The 22,379-nt window shown below is 66.2% G+C and carries 21 protein-coding genes and 4 tRNA genes; 13 read left to right on the forward strand and 12 right to left on the reverse strand.

The features are described from left to right. The first annotated feature begins 64 nt into the window (after window positions 1-64). On the forward strand, window positions 65-1,645 hold the full coding sequence (locus tag ACFWVD_RS07745; RefSeq protein ID WP_379241552.1) for an ATP-binding cassette domain-containing protein: 1,581 nt from the start codon (window positions 65-67) through the stop codon (window positions 1,643-1,645). Between the two features lie 403 nt (window positions 1,646-2,048). On the opposite strand, the gene ACFWVD_RS07750 is transcribed toward ACFWVD_RS07745, so the two are convergent. Further along, complete coding sequence (locus ACFWVD_RS07750; protein WP_379241230.1) at window positions 2,049-2,363, reverse strand: type II toxin-antitoxin system Phd/YefM family antitoxin; 315 nt, start codon at window positions 2,361-2,363, stop codon at window positions 2,049-2,051. A 124-nt stretch (window positions 2,364-2,487) separates the two neighbouring features. Between ACFWVD_RS07750 and ACFWVD_RS07755 the strand changes: the two genes are divergently transcribed. Beyond that, window positions 2,488-3,465 (forward strand): Rpn family recombination-promoting nuclease/putative transposase, encoded by a 978-nt coding sequence (locus ACFWVD_RS07755; protein ID WP_379241232.1) that lies wholly within the window; start codon window positions 2,488-2,490, stop codon window positions 3,463-3,465. A gap of 394 nt (window positions 3,466-3,859) precedes the next feature. On the opposite strand, the gene ACFWVD_RS07760 is transcribed toward ACFWVD_RS07755, so the two are convergent. The 6 genes from ACFWVD_RS07760 to ACFWVD_RS07785 all read right to left on the reverse strand — a co-directional run bounded on the left by ACFWVD_RS07760 (window position 3,860) and on the right by ACFWVD_RS07785 (window position 7,930). Continuing rightward, on the reverse strand, window positions 3,860-4,552 hold the full coding sequence (locus ACFWVD_RS07760; protein WP_379241233.1) for an FABP family protein: 693 nt from the start codon (window positions 4,550-4,552) through the stop codon (window positions 3,860-3,862). 180 nt (window positions 4,553-4,732) lie between these two features. Beyond that, window positions 4,733-5,038 (reverse strand): DUF1416 domain-containing protein, encoded by a 306-nt coding sequence (locus ACFWVD_RS07765; protein ID WP_379241234.1) that lies wholly within the window; start codon window positions 5,036-5,038, stop codon window positions 4,733-4,735. A 5-nt stretch (window positions 5,039-5,043) separates the two neighbouring features. Next, entirely contained in the window at window positions 5,044-5,877 is an 834-nt protein-coding gene (locus tag ACFWVD_RS07770) for a sulfurtransferase (protein WP_379241235.1), read from the reverse strand. A 30-nt stretch (window positions 5,878-5,907) separates the two neighbouring features. Further along, window positions 5,908-6,378: a DUF4395 domain-containing protein gene (locus tag ACFWVD_RS07775; protein ID WP_379241236.1), complete on the reverse strand. Its 471-nt coding sequence runs from the start codon at window positions 6,376-6,378 to the stop codon at window positions 5,908-5,910. Window positions 6,379-6,653: 275 nt separating this feature from the next. After that, window positions 6,654-7,088 carry a thioredoxin family protein gene (locus tag ACFWVD_RS07780; RefSeq protein WP_379241237.1) on the reverse strand — a complete coding sequence of 145 codons (435 nt, stop codon included), beginning with the start codon at window positions 7,086-7,088 and terminating at the stop codon, window positions 6,654-6,656. Continuing rightward, window positions 7,085-7,930: an LmeA family phospholipid-binding protein gene (locus ACFWVD_RS07785; RefSeq protein ID WP_379241238.1), complete on the reverse strand. Its 846-nt coding sequence runs from the start codon at window positions 7,928-7,930 to the stop codon at window positions 7,085-7,087. The genes ACFWVD_RS07780 and ACFWVD_RS07785 overlap by 4 nt, the downstream gene beginning before the upstream one ends. A 191-nt stretch (window positions 7,931-8,121) precedes the next feature. Here ACFWVD_RS07785 and ACFWVD_RS07790 point away from each other — a divergent pair, with 191 nt between their 5' ends. The 6 genes from ACFWVD_RS07790 (at window position 8,122) to pstB (ending at window position 14,081) form a co-directional block, all read left to right on the forward strand. After that, window positions 8,122-8,883: a winged-helix domain-containing protein gene (locus ACFWVD_RS07790; protein WP_379241239.1), complete on the forward strand. Its 762-nt coding sequence runs from the start codon at window positions 8,122-8,124 to the stop codon at window positions 8,881-8,883. A gap of 92 nt (window positions 8,884-8,975) precedes the next feature. Further along, a complete protein-coding gene (mshD, locus tag ACFWVD_RS07795) occupies window positions 8,976-9,884 on the forward strand; it encodes a mycothiol synthase (RefSeq protein ID WP_379241240.1) in 909 nt (302 codons plus the stop codon). 318 nt (window positions 9,885-10,202) lie between these two features. Next, complete coding sequence (gene pstS / locus ACFWVD_RS07800; RefSeq protein WP_379241241.1) at window positions 10,203-11,315, forward strand: phosphate ABC transporter substrate-binding protein PstS; 1,113 nt, start codon at window positions 10,203-10,205, stop codon at window positions 11,313-11,315. A 92-nt stretch (window positions 11,316-11,407) separates the two neighbouring features. Beyond that, entirely contained in the window at window positions 11,408-12,379 is a 972-nt protein-coding gene (gene pstC / locus ACFWVD_RS07805; RefSeq protein ID WP_379241242.1) for a phosphate ABC transporter permease subunit PstC, read from the forward strand. Beyond that, window positions 12,379-13,284: a phosphate ABC transporter permease PstA gene (gene pstA, locus ACFWVD_RS07810; RefSeq protein WP_379241243.1), complete on the forward strand. Its 906-nt coding sequence runs from the start codon at window positions 12,379-12,381 to the stop codon at window positions 13,282-13,284. The genes pstC and pstA overlap by 1 nt, the downstream gene beginning before the upstream one ends. A gap of 20 nt (window positions 13,285-13,304) precedes the next feature. Further along, window positions 13,305-14,081, forward strand: coding sequence for a phosphate ABC transporter ATP-binding protein PstB (pstB, locus tag ACFWVD_RS07815; RefSeq protein WP_378910261.1), 777 nt, complete (start codon window positions 13,305-13,307; stop codon window positions 14,079-14,081). A 109-nt stretch (window positions 14,082-14,190) separates the two neighbouring features. Here the strand turns inward: pstB and phoU are convergent, their stop codons facing one another. The 3 genes from phoU to dusB form a co-directional block, all read right to left on the reverse strand. Then, the gene (gene phoU / locus ACFWVD_RS07820; RefSeq protein WP_379241244.1) at window positions 14,191-14,856 is read right to left on the reverse strand and encodes a phosphate signaling complex protein PhoU; all 666 of its coding nucleotides are present in this window, start codon (window positions 14,854-14,856) and stop codon (window positions 14,191-14,193) included. A gap of 91 nt (window positions 14,857-14,947) precedes the next feature. Further along, window positions 14,948-17,047 carry an LCP family protein gene (locus ACFWVD_RS07825; RefSeq protein ID WP_379241245.1) on the reverse strand — a complete coding sequence of 700 codons (2,100 nt, stop codon included), beginning with the start codon at window positions 17,045-17,047 and terminating at the stop codon, window positions 14,948-14,950. Window positions 17,048-17,300: 253 nt separating this feature from the next. Further along, window positions 17,301-18,464 carry a tRNA dihydrouridine synthase DusB gene (gene dusB / locus ACFWVD_RS07830; RefSeq protein WP_379241246.1) on the reverse strand — a complete coding sequence of 388 codons (1,164 nt, stop codon included), beginning with the start codon at window positions 18,462-18,464 and terminating at the stop codon, window positions 17,301-17,303. A gap of 192 nt (window positions 18,465-18,656) precedes the next feature. Between dusB and ACFWVD_RS07835 the strand changes: the two genes are divergently transcribed. Then, window positions 18,657-19,217 (forward strand): hypothetical protein, encoded by a 561-nt coding sequence (locus ACFWVD_RS07835; RefSeq protein ID WP_379241247.1) that lies wholly within the window; start codon window positions 18,657-18,659, stop codon window positions 19,215-19,217. Between the two features lie 59 nt (window positions 19,218-19,276). On the opposite strand, the gene ACFWVD_RS07840 is transcribed toward ACFWVD_RS07835, so the two are convergent. After that, window positions 19,277-20,233 (reverse strand): acyl-ACP desaturase, encoded by a 957-nt coding sequence (locus tag ACFWVD_RS07840; protein WP_379241248.1) that lies wholly within the window; start codon window positions 20,231-20,233, stop codon window positions 19,277-19,279. 347 nt (window positions 20,234-20,580) lie between these two features. After that, window positions 20,581-20,656: transfer RNA gene (locus ACFWVD_RS07845), tRNA-Lys, on the reverse strand. A gap of 633 nt (window positions 20,657-21,289) precedes the next feature. Between ACFWVD_RS07845 and ACFWVD_RS07850 the strand changes: the two genes are divergently transcribed. From ACFWVD_RS07850 to ACFWVD_RS07865, 4 genes are all read left to right on the forward strand, one after another. Further along, window positions 21,290-21,961: a TetR family transcriptional regulator gene (locus ACFWVD_RS07850; RefSeq protein WP_379241250.1), complete on the forward strand. Its 672-nt coding sequence runs from the start codon at window positions 21,290-21,292 to the stop codon at window positions 21,959-21,961. A 91-nt stretch (window positions 21,962-22,052) separates the two neighbouring features. Beyond that, window positions 22,053-22,125 (forward strand) — tRNA-Glu (locus ACFWVD_RS07855). A gap of 33 nt (window positions 22,126-22,158) precedes the next feature. Beyond that, window positions 22,159-22,232: transfer RNA gene (locus ACFWVD_RS07860), tRNA-Asp, on the forward strand. Window positions 22,233-22,263: 31 nt separating this feature from the next. Further along, window positions 22,264-22,337: transfer RNA gene (locus ACFWVD_RS07865), tRNA-Phe, on the forward strand. Window positions 22,338-22,379: the final 42 nt, after the last annotated feature.

A 22,379-nucleotide genomic window follows, 5' to 3' on the forward strand; every position in this document is an offset into this window, starting at 1 on the left:
AGATGCCGTCGCGGGTTCGCGCGGGGGGAAATCGGAGGGCGGTGTTGTTCGGGATCTGCGCGAGATGTGGCGGCTGCTGGAATTGTCCCCGGGGCGGGTCGTGATCGCGATCGCGTGGGGTGTGGCCGCATTGGGCAGTGGGCTCGGTTTGGCCGCGCTTGCCGCGTGGTTGATCGCGCGGGCTTGGCAGATGCCGCCGGTCCTCGACCTGAGTGTCGCGGTGGTCGCGGTGCGGGCGTTGGGTATCTCGCGCGGGCTGTGTCGGTACCTGGAACGCCTGGCCACGCACGATGTGGCGTTGCGGGCGATGACGACCGCTCGGACCTCGGTGTATCGGACGTTGGCGCAGTCCGATGTGTGGTGGTGGCGGGATCGCCGGCGGAGTGGAGAGCAGAGTACGGGTCGCGAACTGCGGCGCGGGGACGTGCTCGTCCGGATCGGTGCCGATATCGACGATCTCGGGGCGGTTGTCGTTCGCGTGCTGGTGCCGGTCGCGGTGGCAGTGGTGCTGTCGTTCGCCGCGGTGGGGTTGATCGCCTTCATCTCGCCGTTGGCGGCAGTGATTCTGGCCGTGGCGCTGGGTGTTTCAGGAATCCTCGCGCCGTGGTTGTCGGCGGTCGCCGCCCAGGAAGCAGAACGGGCCGTGCGCGCCGACCGAGCAGAGTTCACCGCCGAGGCATTGACCGTTCTCGACCACGCAGCTGAACTGCGCGTCGCAGGCCGCCTTGACGCGGCAATTTCAGTGGCAGACAAGGCATCTCACCGAGCAGTCGTCTCCGAAGACTCCGCCGCCTCCCGAAGCGCATGGGCAGCCGCAGCCACCCCCCTCTCGATCGGCATCAGCGCATTCGGCGCCCTACTGGTCGGCATCGCCGCCTACGGCCCCACCGGCGGACTCCCCGGCGGCATGACCCCCATGGCCCTCACCATCCTCGTCCTGGTCCCCCTCTCCGCCTTCGAAGCCGTCGCCGCCCTCCCCGCCGCCGCGACTACCCTCACCACCTCCCGTGCAGCCCTGCACCGCCTCCGCGACATCTCGACGAATTCATCCCCACCCGTCAACAGCCCAGCCACGATCGCAATGCCCGCGGGTCGCCGAATCGCCGTAGTCGGCCCCAGCGGCGCAGGCAAAACAACGCTGCTGATGAGATGGGCGGGCCTGTTCGACACCCCACGCGAAGGGGTCACCTTCTTCGCCGAAGACGCCCACCTCTTCGGCACCTCCATCCTGGAAAACCTCCGAGTAGCCCGCGGCGACCTCACCCCCGAAGAAGCCGAAAACGCCCTGGACACAGTAGGTCTCACCCCCTGGCTCACCTCCCTCCCCAACGGCATCCACACCCCCCTCACCGCAGGCGCCGCCGCAGTCTCCGGCGGCCAACGCCGCCGCCTCCTCCTAGCCCGAGCCCTCATCTCCCCAGCCCAAACCCTCCTCCTGGACGAACCCACCGAACACCTATCCGCCACCGAAGGCGACCAACTCCTCCGCAACCTCCTCGACCCCAACAGCGGTTTGGTTGCCCCCAACCGCACAGTCGTAGTCGTCACCCACCAACTCCCCACCACTCACCACGCCGATACGATCATCACCGTCGACCCCACCGGAATCAGCAACATAGATAGCCCGCGGTCCTCGACGACCTGAGTTGTTGATCGGAGTATGCGTGACGGAATCCAGAAGGTTCGATAGCTGGATGGGTGTATCGAATAAATGGTGGAGTCTCCCGCTATTTCTCCTGGTCCTCCTTATCGGCAGCGGGTCTGCGGTGGGTGCATTCGAGGCCTGGAACCAGGATCGCTGGCCCATCTTCGTGCTGCTCACTCTGGTAGCTCTCGCATGCGCACTCGCCATTGCGCCGCCTGTCCTCGCAGAGATGTACGTTTACGTACTCCTAGCCGTTATGGTGCTGTCCTCTCCGCTGCTTTTAATGCCTCGCACACATACTTGGTGGAAGAGAACCTGGAGTCGCCTAATGGCCTCGAGTGGTCACCCCTCCAACTGACCTCGTGGAGAAGGGGGCGCTGCGTCTCCGAGAATTGGGATCGCCCTACGTGGCTACCGGATCGGCCTCAGATTCGTCTCGTGTCGGCACGTCCAAAGTTCCGACGCGACGATCGACTCGGTCCTCGCCGAATACTGCGTCGACCTCGGTGCGCTCCGCGGCCGCATCTTCGACCCCTGCGAAGCGTGCGAGCCGTGCCTGGAGGTCGGATGTCAGCACCTGCCGCGGCACCGGGACCGGCCGCAACTCGCCCACGGGATTCCCGTTTCTGGTGATGATGAAGTTCTCCCCCGCTTCGAGCGCGTCCAACACTGCTGCAGTGCCGGTGCAGAGTTGGGTCTGGGTGATCGTCCTGGTCATGCTTCGAGGATGGCCGCTGGTGTCATGTCCGGCAAGGCTGAAAGCCCTGTGCGGAGTTGAGCATCGTTGTCGCGCAACATGATCTGATTGGCGCGGTGTCGGACCCAGGCGGTAGCTTTCCGCTATGACCAAGAAGCCGTCGAATCCGCACGATGCCTACGCGCGTCAGGTCCTCAGTCGTGCGGCCGACGCGGCCAGTGAGATCCGGGTCAACATCGATGCGGAACTCGCCGCTCGCATCGATCTCGACGGGATGGTGTTGGTGCCGGGCAGTTTCATCACCGAGGATCTTCGCTCGCTGTACAGCGACGTTCTCTACCGGACCACGATCGACGGCCGAGGCGCCTACATCTACATTTTGATCGAGCACCAGTCGTGCAGTGACCAGCTGATGGCATTCCGGATGCTCGGTTACGTGGTCAATATTTGGCGTCGGCACCTGGACGAGCATCCCAAGCCGGAGGTGCTGCCATTCGTTCTTCCGCTGGTGGTGCACAGCACCCACACCGGTCTGCGCTGGACCGCTCCCACCCAGCTCAGCGATCTGATCGACCTCGATGACGTCACCCGTGACCCGCTCTACCGGTACCTGCCACGGTTCGAGTTCCTTCTCGATGACGTCGCCCCGCTGGATGTCGCGGCCTTGCGTGCGCGCGAGTTGACCCCGGCGGCGCAGCTGATGTTGATCATGCACAAGATCGGACCAGGTAATCCCCACCTCGGCTCGGATATCATGGAGGTGGTTGACGAGCTACGGGCGCTGCTGGATGGGCCTTCGGGTGTCCGCGAGTTCGACATTTTGGTGACGTATCTGTTCATCGTCGGCGATGTGGGCGTCACTGATCTGCAGCCCTTGACCGATCGACTCGGTCCTCGAGCGAAGGAAGTTGTGATGACTACAGCGGAACGGCTGGAAGCGCGAGGGGAAGCGCGTGGGCGCGCGGAAGGCCGCGTCGAGATGCTGGTCGAGATGCTGACTGCCAAGTTCGGTCCGTTGCCGAGCGCGATGGCGCAGCGGGTCCAGGTGGCCGATGCTGACGAACTTCATTTGTGGGCGAGGCGCGTGCTGACCGCTGATTCCCTGGCGGAAGTGTTCGCGTAGCCTGCTCGCTCCGTGCCGACATCCTCGGCTCCCGCGAAGCGCAAGTCGCTCCTCGAGATCGGGTGCCTCGGCGACGCAAGGATGAATTCGCAGGTCAGCGCGGCGATTAAATCAATTGCGGGGCGTGGCGGTGGGGGTTAGATTCTTCAGTACACAAGAGAGGAGGTGGTCTGAGGAATGTATGTTCAACGGATGCGTGAGGTGGCTGCTCGCTAGCAGCTTCACTGCGGGATGCCCCCAGCGAAGCTGAGAGTGAATCCCAAGCAGTCACCCGACCCCCGAGCCCCCGGATGATCCAACCGGGTTCGTCGTCCAGACGGAATGGCTCGGGGGTCGCACCATTTCCGGACCAAAAAGGCCCGCCCAGGGATCTGGACGGGCCGGTGGACGATTCTCAGCCGACGTAGCGCTGCAGGCGCGCGGACAGGCGGGGGACGAGGTCGCCGTCGGGGTCTACTCGTTCTTCTACGTAGGCCAGGTCGCCGTTGTCGACGATGCCGTAGAGGCGTTTCGCGCCGCCGACTACCGCGCCGGACTGGGTACGGATGGAGACGTCGGTGGCCAGTTCCCAGGAGGACTGGTTGCGGGCCTTGCCGTAGTAGAGCTCGATGACGCCGTTGCTGTGGGTGAGCAACAGTTCGATCATTTCGTCTTCGGAGCTCTCGCCGGCGACCCGCCAGAAACCGCTTTCGCGCAGGTCGGGGCCCTCGTAGGCGCCTTCGCTGTCGAGTTTCCAGGTCTGGGATTGCCAGGTCAGGTATTCGCCGCCGTCGTGGGAGACGATGATCTGCTGGCCGAAGGCGTAGCCGCCCTCGGTGGGGTGGTGGCCTTCGCCTTCGCCGCGCCACACACCCACCAGGGGGATCAGGGCCAGCATGGCGTGGTTGAGGTCGGGGCCTTGGCGCAGGTTCGCCGTGTCTTCGGGCAGCGGAAGGTCTGGCAGCACCGAAATGTTTCGGGCGCCAGTGGCTTTCGCGCGTTCCGCGGCTACTTCTACGGCCTCGTCACCGCTGCGTCGTTGCGCCGCGGCTGATTCAGTACTCGCTTGCTCGGCCGGATCGGAACCTTCGCTAGCGAGCCCGCTCATGACTCGGTGAACAAGCGGTAGAAGACGTAAAGGCCGAACCAGCCGATGAGAATCGACACGGCCACCAGGAGTACTTCGAAGAAGAGGACCACAACCGAAGTCTAGCGACTCCGGGGGCAAGATACGAAAACGGCCCCGGCAGTTCCCGCACAGGAACTACCAGGGCCGTTGTGAGCTTCTTTACTTCGCGACGGCTACGTCGACGGAGTGGATGCCCGCGCCTTCGGGGCAGATCTCGGCGGAGCCGTTGCCCGACGAGCTCAGCGCGCGCAGGGTCCACGAACCCGGTGCGGCGAAGAAACGGAAATCGCCGGTGCCCGAGGCGACGACCTCGGCGGTGAAGTCACCGTTGCCGTCCAGCAGACGCACGAACGCGCCGCCGACGGGCTGGCCGTCGGTGCTCAGTACACGGCCGGAGATGACCGTTTCCTTCTCCACGTCGACGCCGGCGGGGATGGCCTGACCCTGGGTAGGTGCTGCACACATATTGATTACGCTCCCAACTCGATAGGTGCTCCGACGAGCGAACCGTATTCGGTCCAGCTGCCGTCGTAGTTCTTGACGTTCTGGTGGCCCAGCAGCTCCTGCAGCACGAACCAGGTGTGCGAGGAACGCTCGCCGATGCGGCAGTAGGCGATGGTTTCCTTCTCGCCGTCCAGGCCCGCGGCCTTGTACAGCTCGGCCAGGTCGGCGTCGCTGCGGAAGGTGCCGTCTTCGTTGGCAGCCTTGCTCCACGGCACGTTGATCGCCGACGGGATGTGGCCGGGACGCTGGCTCTGCTCCTGCGGCAGGTGCGCGGGCGCGAGGATCTTGCCCGAGAACTCGTCGGGGCTGCGCACGTCGACCAGGTTCTTGGTGCCGATGGCCGCGATGACCTCGTCACGGAACGCGCGGATGCTCAGGTCGGGAGCGGCGGCCTTGTACTGGGTGGCCGGGCGTGAGACCGCGTCACGCGAGAGCGGACGACCGTCGAGCTCCCACTTCTTGCGACCGCCGTCGAGCAGCTTGACGTCGTTGTGGCCGTACAGCTTGAAGTACCAGTACGCGTACGCGGCGAACCAGTTGTTGTTGCCGCCGTACAGCACGACGGTGTCGTCGTTGCTGATGCCGCGAGCCGACAGCAGGTCGGAGAACTGCTCCTGGTTCACGAAGTCGCGGTTGACCTGATCCTGCAGGTCAGCCTTCCAGTCGAGGCGGATGGCGCCTTCGATGTGGCCACCTTCGTAGGCGGAGGTGTCCTCGTCGACCTCGACGAAGACGATGCCGGGGGCGTTGAGGTTCTCTTCGGCCCAGTCAACGGAGACCAGGACATCGGAGCGAGCCATGTTGTTCCTTTCAACAGACGTGCAGGGGAGTCAGTTCGGTGCCGGGGATGGGGTGGTCCGGCGGAAGCGGGCGACCAGGGGGTAGATCTGGCAGCCCAGGCAGACCCCGAACGCCGCGTTCAAGAACGCCGCGAACAGGGCGAAGCCGGCGAACACCGCGCCGACGATCGAGGAGCCGAGCGCGAAGCCCAGCAGGGAGACACCGGCGAACGCGAAGCCCAGCGCCTGCGCGAAACGCAGCGGCGGGACGGGCTCGGTCTCGGTGGTAGGGCCGTTACGCGGCGCGATGAACGCGGCGTAGATCCGGCCGTAGGGGCCCTTTGCGGGGCCCAGAGCCGCGCCGATCGCGAAAACCACGGCCTGCGCGCCGATCAGGACGGCGGCGGCGGTGGTCGACACGGTGGCGACGAGCAGGACGAGCACCAGCACGGCGGTGGTCACCCAGGCCACGAAACGTGGCCCGCGGACATCGACGCGAGGTGGGGAATCGGAAGGGGTCATTGTGCGAACTCCTGCGCTTGAAGCTGAGTCAAGGGGGATCTGCCTGTTCGCCGGGGGATCGTGAAGATCACTCGCACGGCGGGCACAGGTCGACGTCAGAAATCTCGGGAGAGAAAAAGCCGACCGATCAGCAGCACAGGCAGCAACAACCACCGAGGCGACACAGGTCAACTGTGCGGCGTCGGGTGAGCATCAGCTCGTGGTCGGTTTGCACGTTGGATAGTTTACCCGGTCTTCCCGGGGAATGTCTCGGGGCCCCTGGATAGGGGGCTGGATCACACTGTCAGGGGTTCGAGGGCGGTGCGAAGATCGCCCGCCTTCGGCACACCTGAGATGCGGAAACGTTCTTTTCCTTCGGCGTCGAAGACGAAGGTCGTCGGCAGCGAGAGCACGTTGAGCTCGCGGGCCAGCGCTGGATCGGCGTCGATGTCGATCTCGATATCGCGCGGGGCGTTCGGGGAATCGGACAGCTCGTCGGTGACGGACGCGACCACACGTCGGACGGCATCACACGGGCCGCACCAGTCGGCGGAGAAGTGCAGGACCGCGGGGGCCGCGCCGGTGACGCCGGCGGCGTCGAGCAGTCGGGTGCGCTGCCCGGTGTCCGCGTCGAGCGTGGCGGGGCGGACCTGACCCTGCCTGCGGGACAGGAACAAGCCCAACGCGACGGCGGTCGCGAGGACGACGGCGAGGATGACGATCTCGATCACGGATGCTGCAATCTGTCCAGGTCGATGGTGACGTTGCGGCCCACACCCTCGACGACGATCTGACCGCCCAGCGCCGACACCTCCGACGGTGCGACACCGAACGGCAACTCCTTGGTATCGATGGTACGGCTGAACCGCTCGAGCACCGCGGCGCGATCTTCGTCGGAGATCTCGGACTTGGTCGCGGCGGTGGTGTCGGTCGGGCCGCTGCTCTTGTCGCGGTAGAAGCCGGTGGCCTGGATGCGGACCTGATCGCCGACGAGGAACAGATCGGCCTGCACCTGCACGGGCACCTTGGTGCTGTTGCCGGTGGGGACCACGTTCGCGCTCAGGACGCGACCGTTGGGCGCGGTGGACAGCGTGCCGGTGAGCACCAGGCCGCCCGCGGTGGTCATGCCCGAACCGCCGGAACCGCCGGTGCCGTCGGACTTGTCGGCGGGCCGGGTGTGCACCTGCAGGTCGGGAATGCCGAACAGTTTGCCGAGCTCGGTGGGCTCGATGTGCATCTTCGCGTCGATGCGATCGACCTGCACATTGCGGGCCGCGCCGTCCAGCAGTTGGCTCGTAGGGGCATGCAGCCCTTGGAGTTCGGCTTCGATGCCGATCTCGCCGGGGATGTCGGGGCGCACGCCGCGCGCGCGGATCGTCACGTCGTCGAAGCGGTTGTTCATCGCCTGGACGGCGAACGGGAAGCCGTGGAACGTGACCTCGGGATCGGCGGACAGATCCGCGCCTGCCCGCAGTTGACGGGAGACGTGGTACTCGGTGTAGGCGGCGGCGCCGAAATCGATGACCACCGCCGAACCGGCCAGGCAGAGAAGCCCGATGATCAGCTTGCGCATAAGAGGCAGACTAGCGGCTGGCACCGCCCTCGAGACATCGGGAGCGACCGAGAATGTCACAAAAGCGACGCCGTGTTGCGAGGTCGTGGCCGTACAGGGGCTAATGTTGCTGCTGAATTGACCTGTGTTTCGGCGACGTAGCTGCGCGGCAGCTGTCGGCCGCGAAGCAACGAGAATAGGAGGAGAGCCCCATGGAGCTGCTCCTGTTGACTTCCGACCCCAACCCCGACGCGGTGCTGCCGTCGTTGTCGCTGCTGGCGCACAACGTCCGGCCCGCGCCGACCGAGGTGTCGTCTCTGCTGGAAGCGAGCAGCGCCGACGTCGCGCTGGTCGACGCCAGGATCGACCTCGCCGGTGCGCGCGGTCTGTGCCGACTGCTCGGCAGCACCGGATCCTCGGTGCCGGTGGTCGCGGTGCTCACCGAAGGCGGTCTGGTGGCCGTCAACGCCGATTGGGGCCTGGACGACATCCTGCTGCCCGGCACCGGCCCCGCCGAACTCGACGCTCGGCTGCGGCTGCTGGTCGGACGCAACGGTGGTGTCGCGAGCCCGGAGAACACCGGCAAGATCACCCTGGGTGAGCTGGTGATCGACGAGGGCACCTACACCGCGCGGCTGCGTGGTCGCCCGCTCGACCTCACCTACAAGGAATTCGAGCTGCTGAAGTACCTCGCGCAGCACGCGGGCCGGGTCTTCACCCGCGCGCAGCTGCTGCAGGAGGTGTGGGGGTACGACTTCTTCGGCGGCACCCGCACCGTCGACGTGCACGTGCGACGCCTGCGCGCCAAGCTGGGCACCGAGTACGAGTCGCTGATCGGCACCGTGCGCAATGTCGGCTACAAGGCCGTGCGCCCGGCCCGAGCCCCCAAGGGCGAGGCCGCGCCGGTGACCTTCGTCGACGAGGATCTCGACGGCGACGAGTCGTACGCCCCGGTCAACGGCTCCGCGCAGTAGCCCTCCAGCCGGGGCCACAGCGTGGTGGCGCGCGGCCGAGTAGCCTCCGGGGGGACCGTGCGGTAGTTACTACCGCTATCGAGGAGGACGCGATGCCGCAGTCGGCAACTCTGACCTGGACCGAGCAGATCGAACCCGCGACGGCGAGTCGAGTGCGCGCGCTGCTCGAGCGCGCGAAGGTCGAAGACGGCGTCGCGGCGGTGTCCGAGCAGGCCGTGTTGTCGCTGGCCGACGCGGATTCCTCGACCAGGCATCTGCTCGCCGAACGCGCGGGCGAACTCGTCGGCTACGCCAATCTCGTTGCCGCACATGATGATCACCCCGCGATGGCCGAAGTAGCCGTCGACCCGACCGCGCGCCGCACCGGCATCGGTACCGACCTGGTCCGCGCGGCTTTGACCGAGGGCGGGTCGGGTGCGCGAGTCTGGGCACACGGTGACCTGCCCGCCGCGAAGAAGCTGGCAACCGGTCTCGAGCTGAGCACGGCCCGCGAACTGTGGCAGATGCGGCGCTCGCTGGCAACACCACAGCTACCGGAACTCGAGCTGCCCGAAAACCTCATCGTGCGCACGTACGCGGGCCCCATCGACGACCTCGAGATCCTGCGCGTGAACAACGCCGCCTTCGCCTGGCATCCCGAACAGGGCGGCTGGACCGCGCGCGATATCGCCGCCCGACGCGCGGAATCCTGGTTCGAACCGGCAGGCCTGTTCCTGGCCTTCGACGTCGCCGATCCGTCCCGTCTGCTCGGCTTCCACTGGACCAAACAGCACCCCGACGCCGCCCCGGCGGGCGAGGTCTACGTGGTCGGTATCGACCCGTCCGCACAGGGTCGGGGCCTGGGCCGACTGCTCACGTTGGCCGGCCTGCGCCACCTCCAGGCCACCGGTTCGACGGAAGTCCTGCTCTACACCGAAGCCGACAACACCGCCGCCGTGCACACCTACACCAAGCTCGGCTTCGCGCCCTCACACGTCGACGTGGCGTACGCACTGCCCTGATCACGTGCGCACTGCCCTGATGCGAGGCACCTCACATGCCAGATGAATTCTGGTGCGTCAGGCGAATATCGCGAGGATGACCGGGTACGGGCGGGTAAAACTGGGGCAAACGTCACAGCCCGCGCCCGGTTTGCGCCGACGTGTTCATTCTCCGTTAACCCACGTCGGGCCAACTGTCAACCGGACGACCTTAGGTTACTTCTGGGCGGCACAGTCGTCGCCTGGTGCGCGCGTTCCATCAGGAACCGCGAGCACTACCCAGCCTCACTCGGGCCGGTGAGGGACCGAGTGAGACACCCCAGCATTGTCGGAGGAAAAGTGAACTTCAAGCGCACCAGTGCCCTGGTCGGCGTTCTCGCCGCGGGCGCCATGACCCTGGCCGCCTGTGGCAGTGACGAGAACAGCACCGGCGATGCGAGCAACGCCGCCAACACCAGCGTTGCCTGCGGTGGCAAGAAGGCGCTCAAGGCGTCGGGTGCCTCGTCGCAGAAGAACGCCATGGAGCGTTTCGTCGCCGCCTACGAGGCCAACTGCGACGGCTTCACCCTCAACTACACCTCGTCCGGCTCGGGCGCGGGCGTCAACGAGTTCATCGGTAACCAGACCGACTTCGGTGGCTCCGACTCGGCGCTGAGCTCGAAGAAGGAAGAGCCGGCCAAGGCCGCGGAGCGTTGTGGCGCCCCGGCGTGGAACCTGCCGACCGTCTTCGGCCCGATCGCCATCACCTACAACATCGACGGCGTGTCCGACCTGGTGCTCGACGGCCCGACCGCCGCCAAGGTGTTCAACGGCTCCGTCGCCACCTGGGATGCCCCGGAGATCAAGGCGCTGAACCCGAACGCGAAGCTGCCTGCCGAGAAGATCGCCGTGATCTTCCGCTCCGACGAGTCGGGCACCACCGACAACTTCCAGCTCTACCTCGACGCGGCCTCGGACGGCGCGTGGGGCAAGGGCGGCGGCAAGACCTTCAACGGTGGCGTCGGCGAAGGCGCCAAGGGCAACGAGGGCACCTCGGCCGCGATCAAGAGCACCAAGAACTCGATCACCTACAACGAGTGGTCCTTCGCCAAGGCGCAGAACCTGTCCATCTCGCAGATCATCACCTCCGCGAGCAAGGACCCGGTCAAGCTGTCGGCCGAGACCGCGGCCAAGGCCATCGACGGTGTGAAGGTCAAGGGTGAGGGCAACGACCTGATCCTGGACACCAGCTCGTTCTACAAGCCGACCGTCGCCGGTTCGTACCCGATCGTCATGGCCACCTACGAGGTCGTGTGCTCCAAGTACGCCGATGCCGAGACCGGTAAGGCCGTCAAGGCGTTCCTGACCTCGGCGGTGACCAACGGCCAGAACGGTCTGACCGAGGCCGGCTACGTTCCGCTGCCCGACGCGTTCAAGACCAAGCTCACCACCGCGATCAACGCCATCTCCTGATCGCTCTATAGGCAATGACCATGAACCCTGAGGTGACCGCGGTGGGCTCGTCGGATTCGACGAGCCCACGGGCGGCCGGAGATACTGCGAATATGCCGACCGAACCGACATTCGACAAGGCCCCCGACGGGGGTCGTCCCGGACGATTCGACGCCGAGACGATCTTCCGCTGGACGGCCACCGCGGCCGGCGCGACGATCGTCGCGGCGATCGCGTTGATCGCGCTGTTCCTGCTGATCCGCGCGGTCCCCTCGCTCATGGCCGACAACGCCAACTTCTTCACCAGCACCGAGTTCTCGACCGGCGATGCCAACAATCTCCGTTTCGGTATCCGCGACCTGTTCATGGTCACGGTCTTGAGCTCGGTGTTCGCACTGATCGTCGCGGTGCCGATCGGCGTCGGCATCGCGCTGTTCCTCACGCATTACGCGCCGTCGCGGCTGGGCAAGCCGTTCACGATGTTGATCGACTTGCTCGCCGCGGTGCCGTCCATCGTGTTCGGTCTGTGGGGCTTCCTCGTGCTGGCGCCGCAGATCGCGCCGGTGCAGGAATTCCTCAACAGCAACCTGGGCTGGTTCTTCCTGTTCGCCGACGGCAACGTCTCGATCGCCGGTGGCGGCACCATCTTCACCGCCGGTGTCGTGCTCGCGGTGATGATCCTGCCGATCATCACCTCGGTGGCCCGCGAGGTCTTCGCGCTCACCCCGCGCGCGCACATCGAGGCCGCGCAGGCGCTGGGCGCCACGAAGTGGGAAGTCGTTCGCATGACTGTGCTGCCGTACGGCCGCAGTGGTGTGATCGCCGGTTCCATGCTGGGTCTGGGCCGTGCGCTCGGTGAGACGATCGCCGTGCTGGTCGTGCTGCGCACCGCGAGCAACGCGGGTAACTGGTCGCTGTTCGACGGCGGCTACACCTTCGCCTCCAAGATCGCCTCGGCGGCTTCGGAGTTCAGTTCACCGCTGCCCACCGGTGCCTACATCGCCGCCGGTTTCGTTCTGTTCGCGCTGACCTTCGTGGTCAACGCGCTGGCCCGCCTGGCCTCCGGTGGAAAGGTGAACGGCTGATGACCACCACGACGACCCTGGACAAGCCGCTCAAGGCGCCGACTTTCCGGCACGTCAGTACCGGCAGGCGGATCAAGAACAACATCGCCACCGGCCTGGTGACCCTGTGCTTCCTCATCGCGCTGATCCCCCTGGTGTGGGTGCTCGGGCTGGTCGTGAGCAAGGGTTTCACCGCGATCATCAGCTCCGACTGGTGGTTCAACTCGCAGAAGGGCATCCTGCCCGAGCAGACCGGCGGCGGTGTCTACCACGCCATCTACGGCACCATCGTGCAGGCGTTGGTCGCCTCCGTCATCGCGGTGCCGCTGGGCATCATGGGCGCGGTCTACCTGGTCGAATACGGCCGCGGACGCCTGGCCAAGGTGACCACCTTCATGGTCGACATCCTCGCCGGTGTCCCCTCGATCGTCGCCGCGCTGTTCATCTTCGCCCTGTGGATCGCCACGCTGGGCATGCCGCAGAGCTCCTTCGCCGTCTCCCTGGCGCTGGTGCTGCTGATGCTGCCGGTGGTCGTGCGCAGCACCGAGGAAATGCTCAAGCTCGTGCCCGACGAGCTGCGTGAGGCGTCGTACGCGCTCGGTGTGCCGAAGTGGAAGACCATTCTGCGGATCGTCATCCCCACCGCCGCGCCCGGCATGATCTCCGGCATTCTGCTGTCGGTCGCCCGCGTGATGGGTGAGACCGCGCCGGTGCTCGTGCTGGTCGGCTACTCCAAGTCGATCAACCAGAACATCTTCGACGGCAATATGGCTTCGCTGCCGCTGTTGATCTACCAAGAGCTGGCCAACCCGGAGGCCGCGGGCCGCGAACGTGTCTGGGGTGCGGCGCTCACGCTGATCCTGATGATCGCGGCGCTGTACCTGGCTGCCGCCGGCGTCAACAAGCTGCTCACCCGGAACCGATAGAAGCGAACGGAATACTCCTCATGGCCAAGCGGATCGACGTCAAAGATCTCAACATCTATTACGGCAGCTTCCACGCCGTGGCGAATGTGGAACTGACCGTGCTGCCGCGCAGCGTCACCGCCTTCATCGGCCCCTCCGGCTGTGGCAAGTCCACCGTGCTGCGTTCGCTGAACCGCATGCACGAGGTGACCCCGAACGCCCGTGTCGAAGGTGCCGTGCTGCTCGACGGCGAGGACATCTACAGCTCCTCGATCGACCCGGTCGGCGTGCGTCGCACCATCGGCATGGTGTTCCAGCGCCCGAACCCGTTCCCCACCATGTCGATCAAGGACAACGTGGTGGCCGGGCTCAAGCTGCAGGGTGTGCGCAACAAGAAGGAACTCGACGAGGTCGCCGAGCGCTCGCTCAAGGGCGCCAACCTCTGGAACGAGGTCAAGGACCGTCTCGACAAGCCCGGTGGCAGCCTCTCGGGTGGTCAGCAGCAGCGTCTGTGCATCGCCCGCGCGATCGCGGTCTCGCCCGACGTGCTGCTGATGGACGAGCCGTGTTCGGCGCTCGACCCGATCTCCACGCTGGCGATCGAGGACCTGATCACCGAGCTCAAGAAAGAGTTCACGATCGTCATCGTCACCCACAACATGCAGCAGGCCGCGCGCGTGAGTGACCAGACCGGTTTCTTCAACCTCGAGGCGCAGGGCAAGCCCGGCCGTCTGATCGAGATCGACGACACCGAGAAGATCTTCTCCAACCCCACCCAGCGCGCCACCGAGGACTACATCTCGGGCCGCTTCGGTTAAGAGTCATCGCGGAAAGCCCTCGCCTCCTTCTCGAAGGAGTGCGGGGGCTTTTCTCGTTGGCGGCACGAAAAAGCCCCCGCACAGAGGGCGGGGGCAAAGTCGTTGTCTGTCAGCTGGTTTCGAGGTCCTCGTCGGCGGGCAGGACGCCGGTGACGAGGAAGATCACGCGGCGGCCGATCTCCACGGCGTGGTCGGCGAAGCGCTCGTAGTAGCGGCCGAGCAGGGTCACGTCCACGGCCGGGCCCACGCCGTAGGTCCAGTCACGGTCCATCAGCAGGGTGAACAGGTGGCGGTGGAGGTCGTCCATCGCCTCGTCGTCCTGGTTGAGCTGGGCGGCGCGCTCGGGGTCGCGGGTCTCGAGTACCTCTTTGGCGCCGGCGCCCATGTTGACCGCGATGCGGCCCATCTCGGCGAAGTAGCCGTTGACCGACTCGGGCAGCGCGTGGTTGGGGTGGCGGCGACGCGTCACCTTGGCCACGTGCAGCGCCAGCGCACCCATCCGGTTGACGTCGGCGACGATCTGGATGGCGCTCACGACCTGTCGCAGGTCGCCCGCGACGGGTGCCTGCAGGGCCAGCAGCGCGAAGGCCTTCTCCTCGGCCTCGCTGATCATCACCGAGATCCGATCCTGCTCGCCGATGACCTGCTCGGCCAGGCCCAGATCGGCCTGCAGCAGTGATTGAGTGGCCTGCTCCATGGCCTGGCCAGCGAGACCGGCCATCTCGCCGAGGAGGTTGGCGAGGTCGGCCATTTGCTCGTTGTAGATGACACGCATAATTGCTGACCCTAGTGGGTACGGGCATACCTGTCACCCAACACAGGGTTAATGCCGTGTGGCAGTGTCGTGGCAGGTCAGCGGTGTGGGCTTACTTGCAGGTGTCGTCGGCGGCGTTCATGTGCTCGAGGTCCGACGGCAGCGCGATCGGACCCGCGCTGTGCGGCTGGCCCATCGGTACGTTCGGCAGCTGTGAGCCCACCGGTGTCACCGTGCGCACGGTGCCGCCGAAATCGGAGCCGACCACCACTTCGATGATGCTGCCCAGCTCGTTGGTCTGTTCCAGCACGGCACCGGGGATGGTGCTGGCCACGGTGGCGGCCTCGGCTTCCAGGCCGGGGGCGAAGCGGATCGTGGAGGTCGGGGTGGTGCCGCCGGAGTAGTTGCCGGTGTTGTAGATCCCGAAGCCCTGGTAGCTGAGCTTGGAGGCCACGGTCTTGGCCAGGCCGACCGTGCCCGAACCGTTGGACACCAGCAGCGACATCGTGCCCGGTGCGACCGCGTACTGCGTGGGCGCGGTCGGTGCGGGCGAGGGCGCGGAGCTCTCGACTTCGGGCGCCTTGGTCTCGCCGGGCAGCGGCTGGTCGTCGATGACCGCGCGGAAGATCGCGTTGATGTCGGCGGTGCGCGGGATCTCGTTGCCGTAGTTGGTGGTGCCCGCGGTCGGGATGGTCAGGAAGGTCACGGCGCCCGCGTCCATCTTCTGCAGCGATCGGCCCAGCAGCAGCAGGTCCTGCGGGGTGACCTTGTCCACGAAGGTGTGGGCGGTGAACGCCTGGATGAACCCGTTGAGCTTGCCCGGATCGAACAGCACCTTGCTCGACAACGCCCCGCGCAACAGTGACGCGAGGAACCGCTGCTGCCGGTTGATCCGGTCGTAGTCGCTGCGTTCCTCACCGGCCACGTGGCGCGCGCGCACATAGTTCAGTGCCGTCTCGCCGTTGACGCGTTGCTTGCCCGAGCTTTCCAGCACCGGGCCGAGCACGCCGTCGATGATCGGCTTGGTCGAGCACACCTCGACGCCGCCGATCTCGTCGACCATGGCCTCGAAGCCGGCGAAGTCGATGCCGATGAAGTGGCCGATGGTCAGGCCCGACATCTTGCGCACCACGTCGACCAGGCACTTCGGCCCGCCCAGCGCGTAGACGGCATTGAGCTTGTCGCCCATGGCCGAGGGGAACTTCTGGTCGGTGTAGGCGGCCTTCTCGTTGTCCCAACCCGCGCAGACCGGCCGGGTGACGTCGAGGTCGCGCGGGAACGACACGACCACCACGCGCGAACGGTTCTTGGGGATGTGCACCAGCATCGCGGTGTCGGCGCGCGCGCCTTCGGTGTCCTTGGCGTCGCCCGCGCCCATATCGGCGTTGACGCCCGCTCTGGTGTCGGTGCCCACGATGAGGTAGTTCTCGTCGCCCAGCTGCATGTCGCCGTCGAGGACGTCACCGGTGGCGCCGCCGCCCAGTGCGTCGACCTGGGTGAAGCTGTTGCCGGTGGCCTGCAGGTAACTCCAGCCGCCGCCGGTGATGACCAGGGTCAGCACGGCGATGAAGGTCAGCGTGACGCGGCCTGCCATTCTGGCCTGCTTGGTGCGTCGGCCGCCGGTGCCCGGTCGCGGCTCGGAACGGCGCGGCGCGGCGGACTTGGCGCGGGTGGGTGCGGCGGCGGTGACCGCGGGCAGGATGTCGGTGGGCGGATCGAGGGCGTCGGCGGTGCGGCGCGCGGGGGCCGGGGGGCGTTTCGGTGCGTTGGCCTGTGCGGGCAGTGCGGTGGTCGCGGTGCGGTCGGCGGGCGATTCCGCGCGATGCGGTGCGACGCCCGCGATGTCGTCGACGACGGGGGAGCCGTCGGTGCGCGGGCCGATGTCCGAACGCGGGGTGGGGCGCGGTGCCTGTTCGCGGGCGCGGCGGCCTGCTCGTGAGCTCGGGTCGGCCGCTTCGGGGGCCCGGCGGGCCGCACGAGGATCGGCGGTGGTGTCGGGGGCGCGTCTGCTGCGCTTGGTGCGTTCGCTGTCGACCCGGTTGACCAGGTCGGCCACCGTCAGCGGTGCCGAGCCGGGTTCGGGGGTCGCGTCCGCGTGCCGGGAACGGCGTGCGCCGGTGTCCGGTTGTTCTGTGGGCTCTCCCGTCGAGTACCGCTCCCAGGGGGCACGATTCCCGGGCCGGGGCGTGCGCCCGCGCCGATCGTCACCCACCAACGAACCTCACTTCTCTATCTGGCGCAGCCTGCGCGTATCGCCCGGCCCCGATCGAACCGGAGTCGAGCGATCCCGCAATGATAACGATTCCGCCACGAGTGGCCACTCCAGTGCACTGGGGAATCGCGGACAATCTGGATTGGAACCTTCGATCGGCTAAGGAAAGGCCTGGTCGAGGGCTCACCGACGGGCGAAACAGCGTCGGCTTACGAATTGATGTCGACTCGCGATCAGCCGCCGTTATGCCTCATCAGCCGCCGCTGTGCATCACATCGGCCGCGGACGGGACGGTGTCGTCCTCGGGATCGTCGAGCCAGCCGTCGGGCAGCGTGACCTTGGTCTGCGGCGAACCCTGCCGTCCGCGCGGTCCCAGCGCGTCGGTGGGGAACGGCACAGACGGGTCGAGCTGACCGACCAATTCCTCGATCTGCGACAGCCGCGACACCGTGGCGAAGCTGCGGCGCAGCTGCGAGCCGACCGGGAACCCCATCAGGTACCAGGCCATGTGCTTGCGAATATCGCGCATGGCCTTGTCCTCGCCGTCGTGCTCGGTGAGCAGGGTGGCGTGGCGCACCAGGATCTCGCCGACACGGCCCAGCGTGGGCCCCTCGGGGATCGGTTCGCCGCGTAAGGCCGCGCTGAGTTCGGCGAACAGCCAGGGCCGTCCGAGGCAGCCGCGGCCGACAACCACACCGTCGCAACCGGTTTCGTTCATCATCTTCAAGGCGTCGTCGGCGGTGAAGATGTCGCCGTTGCCCAGCACCGGGATCGAGGTGACGGCTTCCTTCAGGCGAGAGATCGCCGACCAGTCCGCGGCACCCGAGTAGAGCTGCGCGGCGGTGCGCGCGTGCAGGGCCACCGCGGCCGCGCCCTCGGCTTCGGCGATGCGGCCGGTGTCGAGGTAGGTGTGGTGCTCGTCGTCGATGCCGATGCGGAATTTGAAGGTCACCGGCACGCCCGCCGGTTCGGCCGCGGCCACCATCTCGCGCACGATATTGGCGAACAGCCTGCGCTTGTAGGGCAGCGCGGAACCGCCGCCGAGCTTGGTCACCTTGCGCACCGGGCAGCCGAGGTTGAGGTCGATGTGATCGGCCCAGCCCTCGCCCACGATGATCCGCACGGCCTCGCCCAGCGTCTTGGGGTCCACGCCGTACAGCTGCATCGAGCGCGGATGCTCGTCGGCGTCGAACGACATCATGTGCAGCGTCTTCTCGTTGCGCTCGACCACCGCGCGGGCGGTGATCATCTCGCACACGTAGATCGAGGTCGGGCTGCCGAATTCGCGGCACAGTCGTCGGAAGGCACGGTTGGTGATGCCCGCCATCGGCGCGAGCACCACCGGCGGATCGACCGGAAAGGGCCCGATCCGCAAGCCCGTAGGCGCCTTGGGCATCGTCGTAGTCACGTCTGCCATTCTCTCATCTGCCCCGATGTGATCGATCTCGCGCACCGATGCCTTTGCCCGGGTCATGACCGCCATCACGGCCTTCGCGCCGCTTTTACCTGTTACTACGAGTACGGGTATCGCCCGCGAACTCAGTAGCCTTGACCCCGCTGGCCTCGCCGCCTCCGGCGATGCGCTGTTCCCACGTAATCGGAGAAGACCATGGCAGACGCCCCCGACCTGACGAAAACCCCCGCGAAGGGCACCGTCGCCGTGCGCGTTTCCTCGCTGGTCGGCGGCGCCGCGATCGCCGTGCTGGCCATCGTCGCGGTGGTGCTCGGTGTGCTGCTGGGTTCGGCGCGTTCGGAGGTCACCGACATGCGGGACCAGGCCGCCGACAACGCGAAGGCCGAACAGATCGCGCTGGACTACTCGGTGGGCTCGGCCAGCCTGAACTACACCGACGTCAACGCCTGGGTCGGCAAGCTCAAGGCGGGTACCTCGCCGGAACTGTCGGCCAAGTTCGACGCCACCGGCGCCAAGCTCGAGCAGATCATCGTCCCGCTGAAGTGGACCTCGAGCGCGACCCCGATCACCGCGAAGGTGCTGTCGCACGAGGACGGCGTCTACAAGGTGGCCGCGTTCGTCGACGTGAGCACCACCAACGCCCAGAACCCCGACGGCCTGCGCAACACGGTGACCTACAACATCACCGTCGACAGCGGCAAGAACTGGCAGATCGCCGACGTGGGCAGCGCCGACGGCACCCTCCCGCTCAAGTAGTAACCAACAAAAAAGCCGCCCACCTGCGAACGGTGGGCGGCTTTTTCGTGGAAAGACCTTTAGACGCTTGCCATTTCGCGCTTCTTGGCTTCGCGAGCGAGCATCTTGTCGCGCTGCTCCTCGAACTTGAGCACGTCCTCGCCCAGCTTCTCCAGGAAGCCGGCCAGGCGCTCACGAGTGGCCTCGCCGCGGGCGGTGAAGTCGGTGCGCTCGAAGATGTTCCACTTCTTCAGCACCGGCTGCACGACCTCTTCCAGGTGCTGACGCAGGTCGTAGATGCCGTGCTTGGCCATCAACACGCCGTTGCGACGGAAGTTCGGCATGCCCGCGCCGGGCATCTGGAAGTTCTCCACGATCAACGAGATCGCTTCGATCGCCTGGTCGGGCGACAGATCCAGCGCCGCGCCACAGAGGTTGCGGTAGAAGATCATGTGCAGGTTCTCGTCGGCGGCCACGCGCTGCAGCATGCGGTCCGCGATCGGGTCGTCGCACACCTTGCCGGTGTTGCGGTGGCTCACGCGAGTGGCCAGTTCCTGGAAGGTCACGTAGGCGACCGAGTGCAGGAACCCGGCGTCGACCTCGGCGGGGGAGGCGAAGCCGTTGGTCATGTGGATCATGCGCGCCTCTTCGAGGGCGACCGGGTCCACGCCGCGGGTGACCACGAGGTAGTCGCGCATCACGATGCCGTGGCGGTTCTCCTCGGCGGTCCAGCGACCGACCCAGGTGCCCCAGGCGCCGTCCTGCGAGAAGTTCTCGGCGATCTCACGGTGGTAGGACGGGAGGTTGTCCTCGGTGAGCAGGTTGGTGATCATGGCCGCCTTGGCGACCTCGCTGAGCTTGGACTGCTCAGGATCCCAGTCGATGCCGCCCATGGCGGCGAAGTTGCGGCCCTCGTCCCACGGGACGTAGTCGTGCGGATGCCACTCTTTGGCCAGCGACATGTGCCGGTTGACGTTTTCTTCGGCAACCGATTCCAACTCCGTGAGCAGTTCGAGTTGAGTCAGATCCCTTGCCATGTAAAAACCCTTCGCTGTCGTGCTTGCGGTCGAACGTCGCGATGCGGCCATACCTTACGGCACCGTAGGTGTGATGCGAAACGCAACAGAGCGATTTTCCATCGATGTTGAGCTACGTCACTACTGATCAGTAGGACCGATGGTTGTGCTGACGAGTCTAGGCGTTTCGCTCGCAACATAGGGAGTATCGCCGTGGGGCTGTCGGCGTTAGCTGCTGGTAGATGAACAGTTCGTAGCGGCTGCTCGGAGGGGTCGTTGCCGCTGTACGCGCCGCCTGCGGCAGTGTCGCCGGGGCCTGCCGCGCCGCGTGGATGTCGCTGTCGTGACGGTGGTCACGGTCGAGCTTGTGGTGCCCCCTGTAGGACTCGAACCTACGACCTAGTGATTAAAAGTCACCAGCTCTACCAACTGAGCTAAAGGGGCGCGCAGCGGAGTCTAGCGGACACTGTGCCCCGACACCCAATAGCGGCCCCCCGCGCGGGTGGCGGCGGCCGATTGCCGCTGGTGGTGGTCGGTAACGGGGCATGCCGACGCGACGATGCGACGGTAAACGCCTGGTGCTCAGTGCCGTTGGGGGTCGAGCTTGCGGATAGTGTACGAATGCTGTTGTATCGCAACATCTTTCGAAGAGCAGGGGTGTGACAAGGGTGCAGCGGTCCGAAGCGGGTGGCCGGCGGGCCGACTCCGTCCACGGTGCGCGACGGTCAACCGTGCTGCGCGCGTGTGGAATTCGTAGCGAACGCAAGCATTTCGGTTGCACCGCATTTGCCGATCCGGATAACCGGACCGGATGTTCGGATAGGTGCTCCATTCGCCGCATGTCGCCCAGTGAATGCGGGTACGGTGATTGCCTGGTGAATATCGAAACAATCACCGGTGCTGCGTTTTCCGTGGTCCCGGTGTCGGTGCAGGCGTGGAGAGAATTCACCGAAGGTACGCAGTGCCGGGTTGTTCGCGATGGGTGCGCGAACTCTCGGCAAAGGGGTAGAAACCACAATTCGCGCCGACGGTCGGTATTGATCGTGGGCGACGAGAAGGTTCGGAGGCGTTTCGAGCATGGCACGTCAGCAAGAGCGGGCGCGCCGCACGCGCGCGGCGATCATCAAATCCGCGGCCGTCGAGTTCGGCAAGAGCGGCTACGCCGCGGCCTCGCTGAACCGCATTCTGGAGGGTTCACGGGCCACCAAGGGGGCGATGTACTTCCACTTCGACTCGAAGGAAGATCTGGCGCGCGCGGTGTTGGAGACCGCCGTCGACCGCTACCGGGTCTGCGCCGAGCGCTGGCTCGCACGCGCTGACCTGGGCCCGTTGGACGTGCTGCACGGCATGGTCGACGAGATCGCGCTGCGCCTCGAGCACGACACCATCGTGCAGGCCGAGTACCGCCTGGTGATCGAGCCCGACTTCCATCGCGACACCGGCAACGGCGGCGGTCGCATCGTCGGCCGGGCCACCCGGGTGCTCGCGGTGCGGGCCATCACCGACGGCCAGCTGCGCCCCGACGCCGACCCCGACCGCTTCACCCGCACGCTGTCCGCGGCGTTGGCGGGGCAGCGCTACCTGGTCGACCCGATCGCCAACGGTTCCGCCGCCGATCTGCGTGCCCGGTTCGCCGAGGTGCTGGAGGTTATCGTGGAGGCCATGGCCACCCCGGTGTGGATCCAGAACTTCCGGACCGAGGGCTGGCGCGAACAAGCACGCCTGGAAGACCTCGGTTTGAGCGCTTGACCAGCCGATTTGGAACTCTGTGTGGACCTGTCATAAGCTATGCGAGCTCCCAACGGAAACGTTGAAGCCGCCCCGAAGAAATTCGGAACGAGCCCCCTTCGTCTAGCGGCCTAGGACGCCGCCCTTTCAAGGCGGTAGCGCGGGTTCGAATCCCGTAGGGGGTACAGTCTTCGGACTGTACAGAGGTACAAAAGCATGGCCCTGTAGCGCAGTTGGTTAGCGCGCCGCCCTGTCACGGCGGAGGTCGCGGGTTCGAGTCCCGTCAGGGTCGCAAGTGGTACCAGAGCAATCCGGTACTTCCCGGCCAGGTAGCTCAGTTGGTACGAGCGACCGCCTGAAAAGCGGTAGGTCGCCGGTTCGATCCCGGCTCTGGCCACACGTCAACCCCTGCACCAGATTCTGGTGTAGGGGTTTCTTG

The organism is Nocardia sp. NPDC058666 (assembly GCF_042714895.1).
Taxonomy (GTDB): domain Bacteria; phylum Actinomycetota; class Actinomycetes; order Mycobacteriales; family Mycobacteriaceae; genus Nocardia.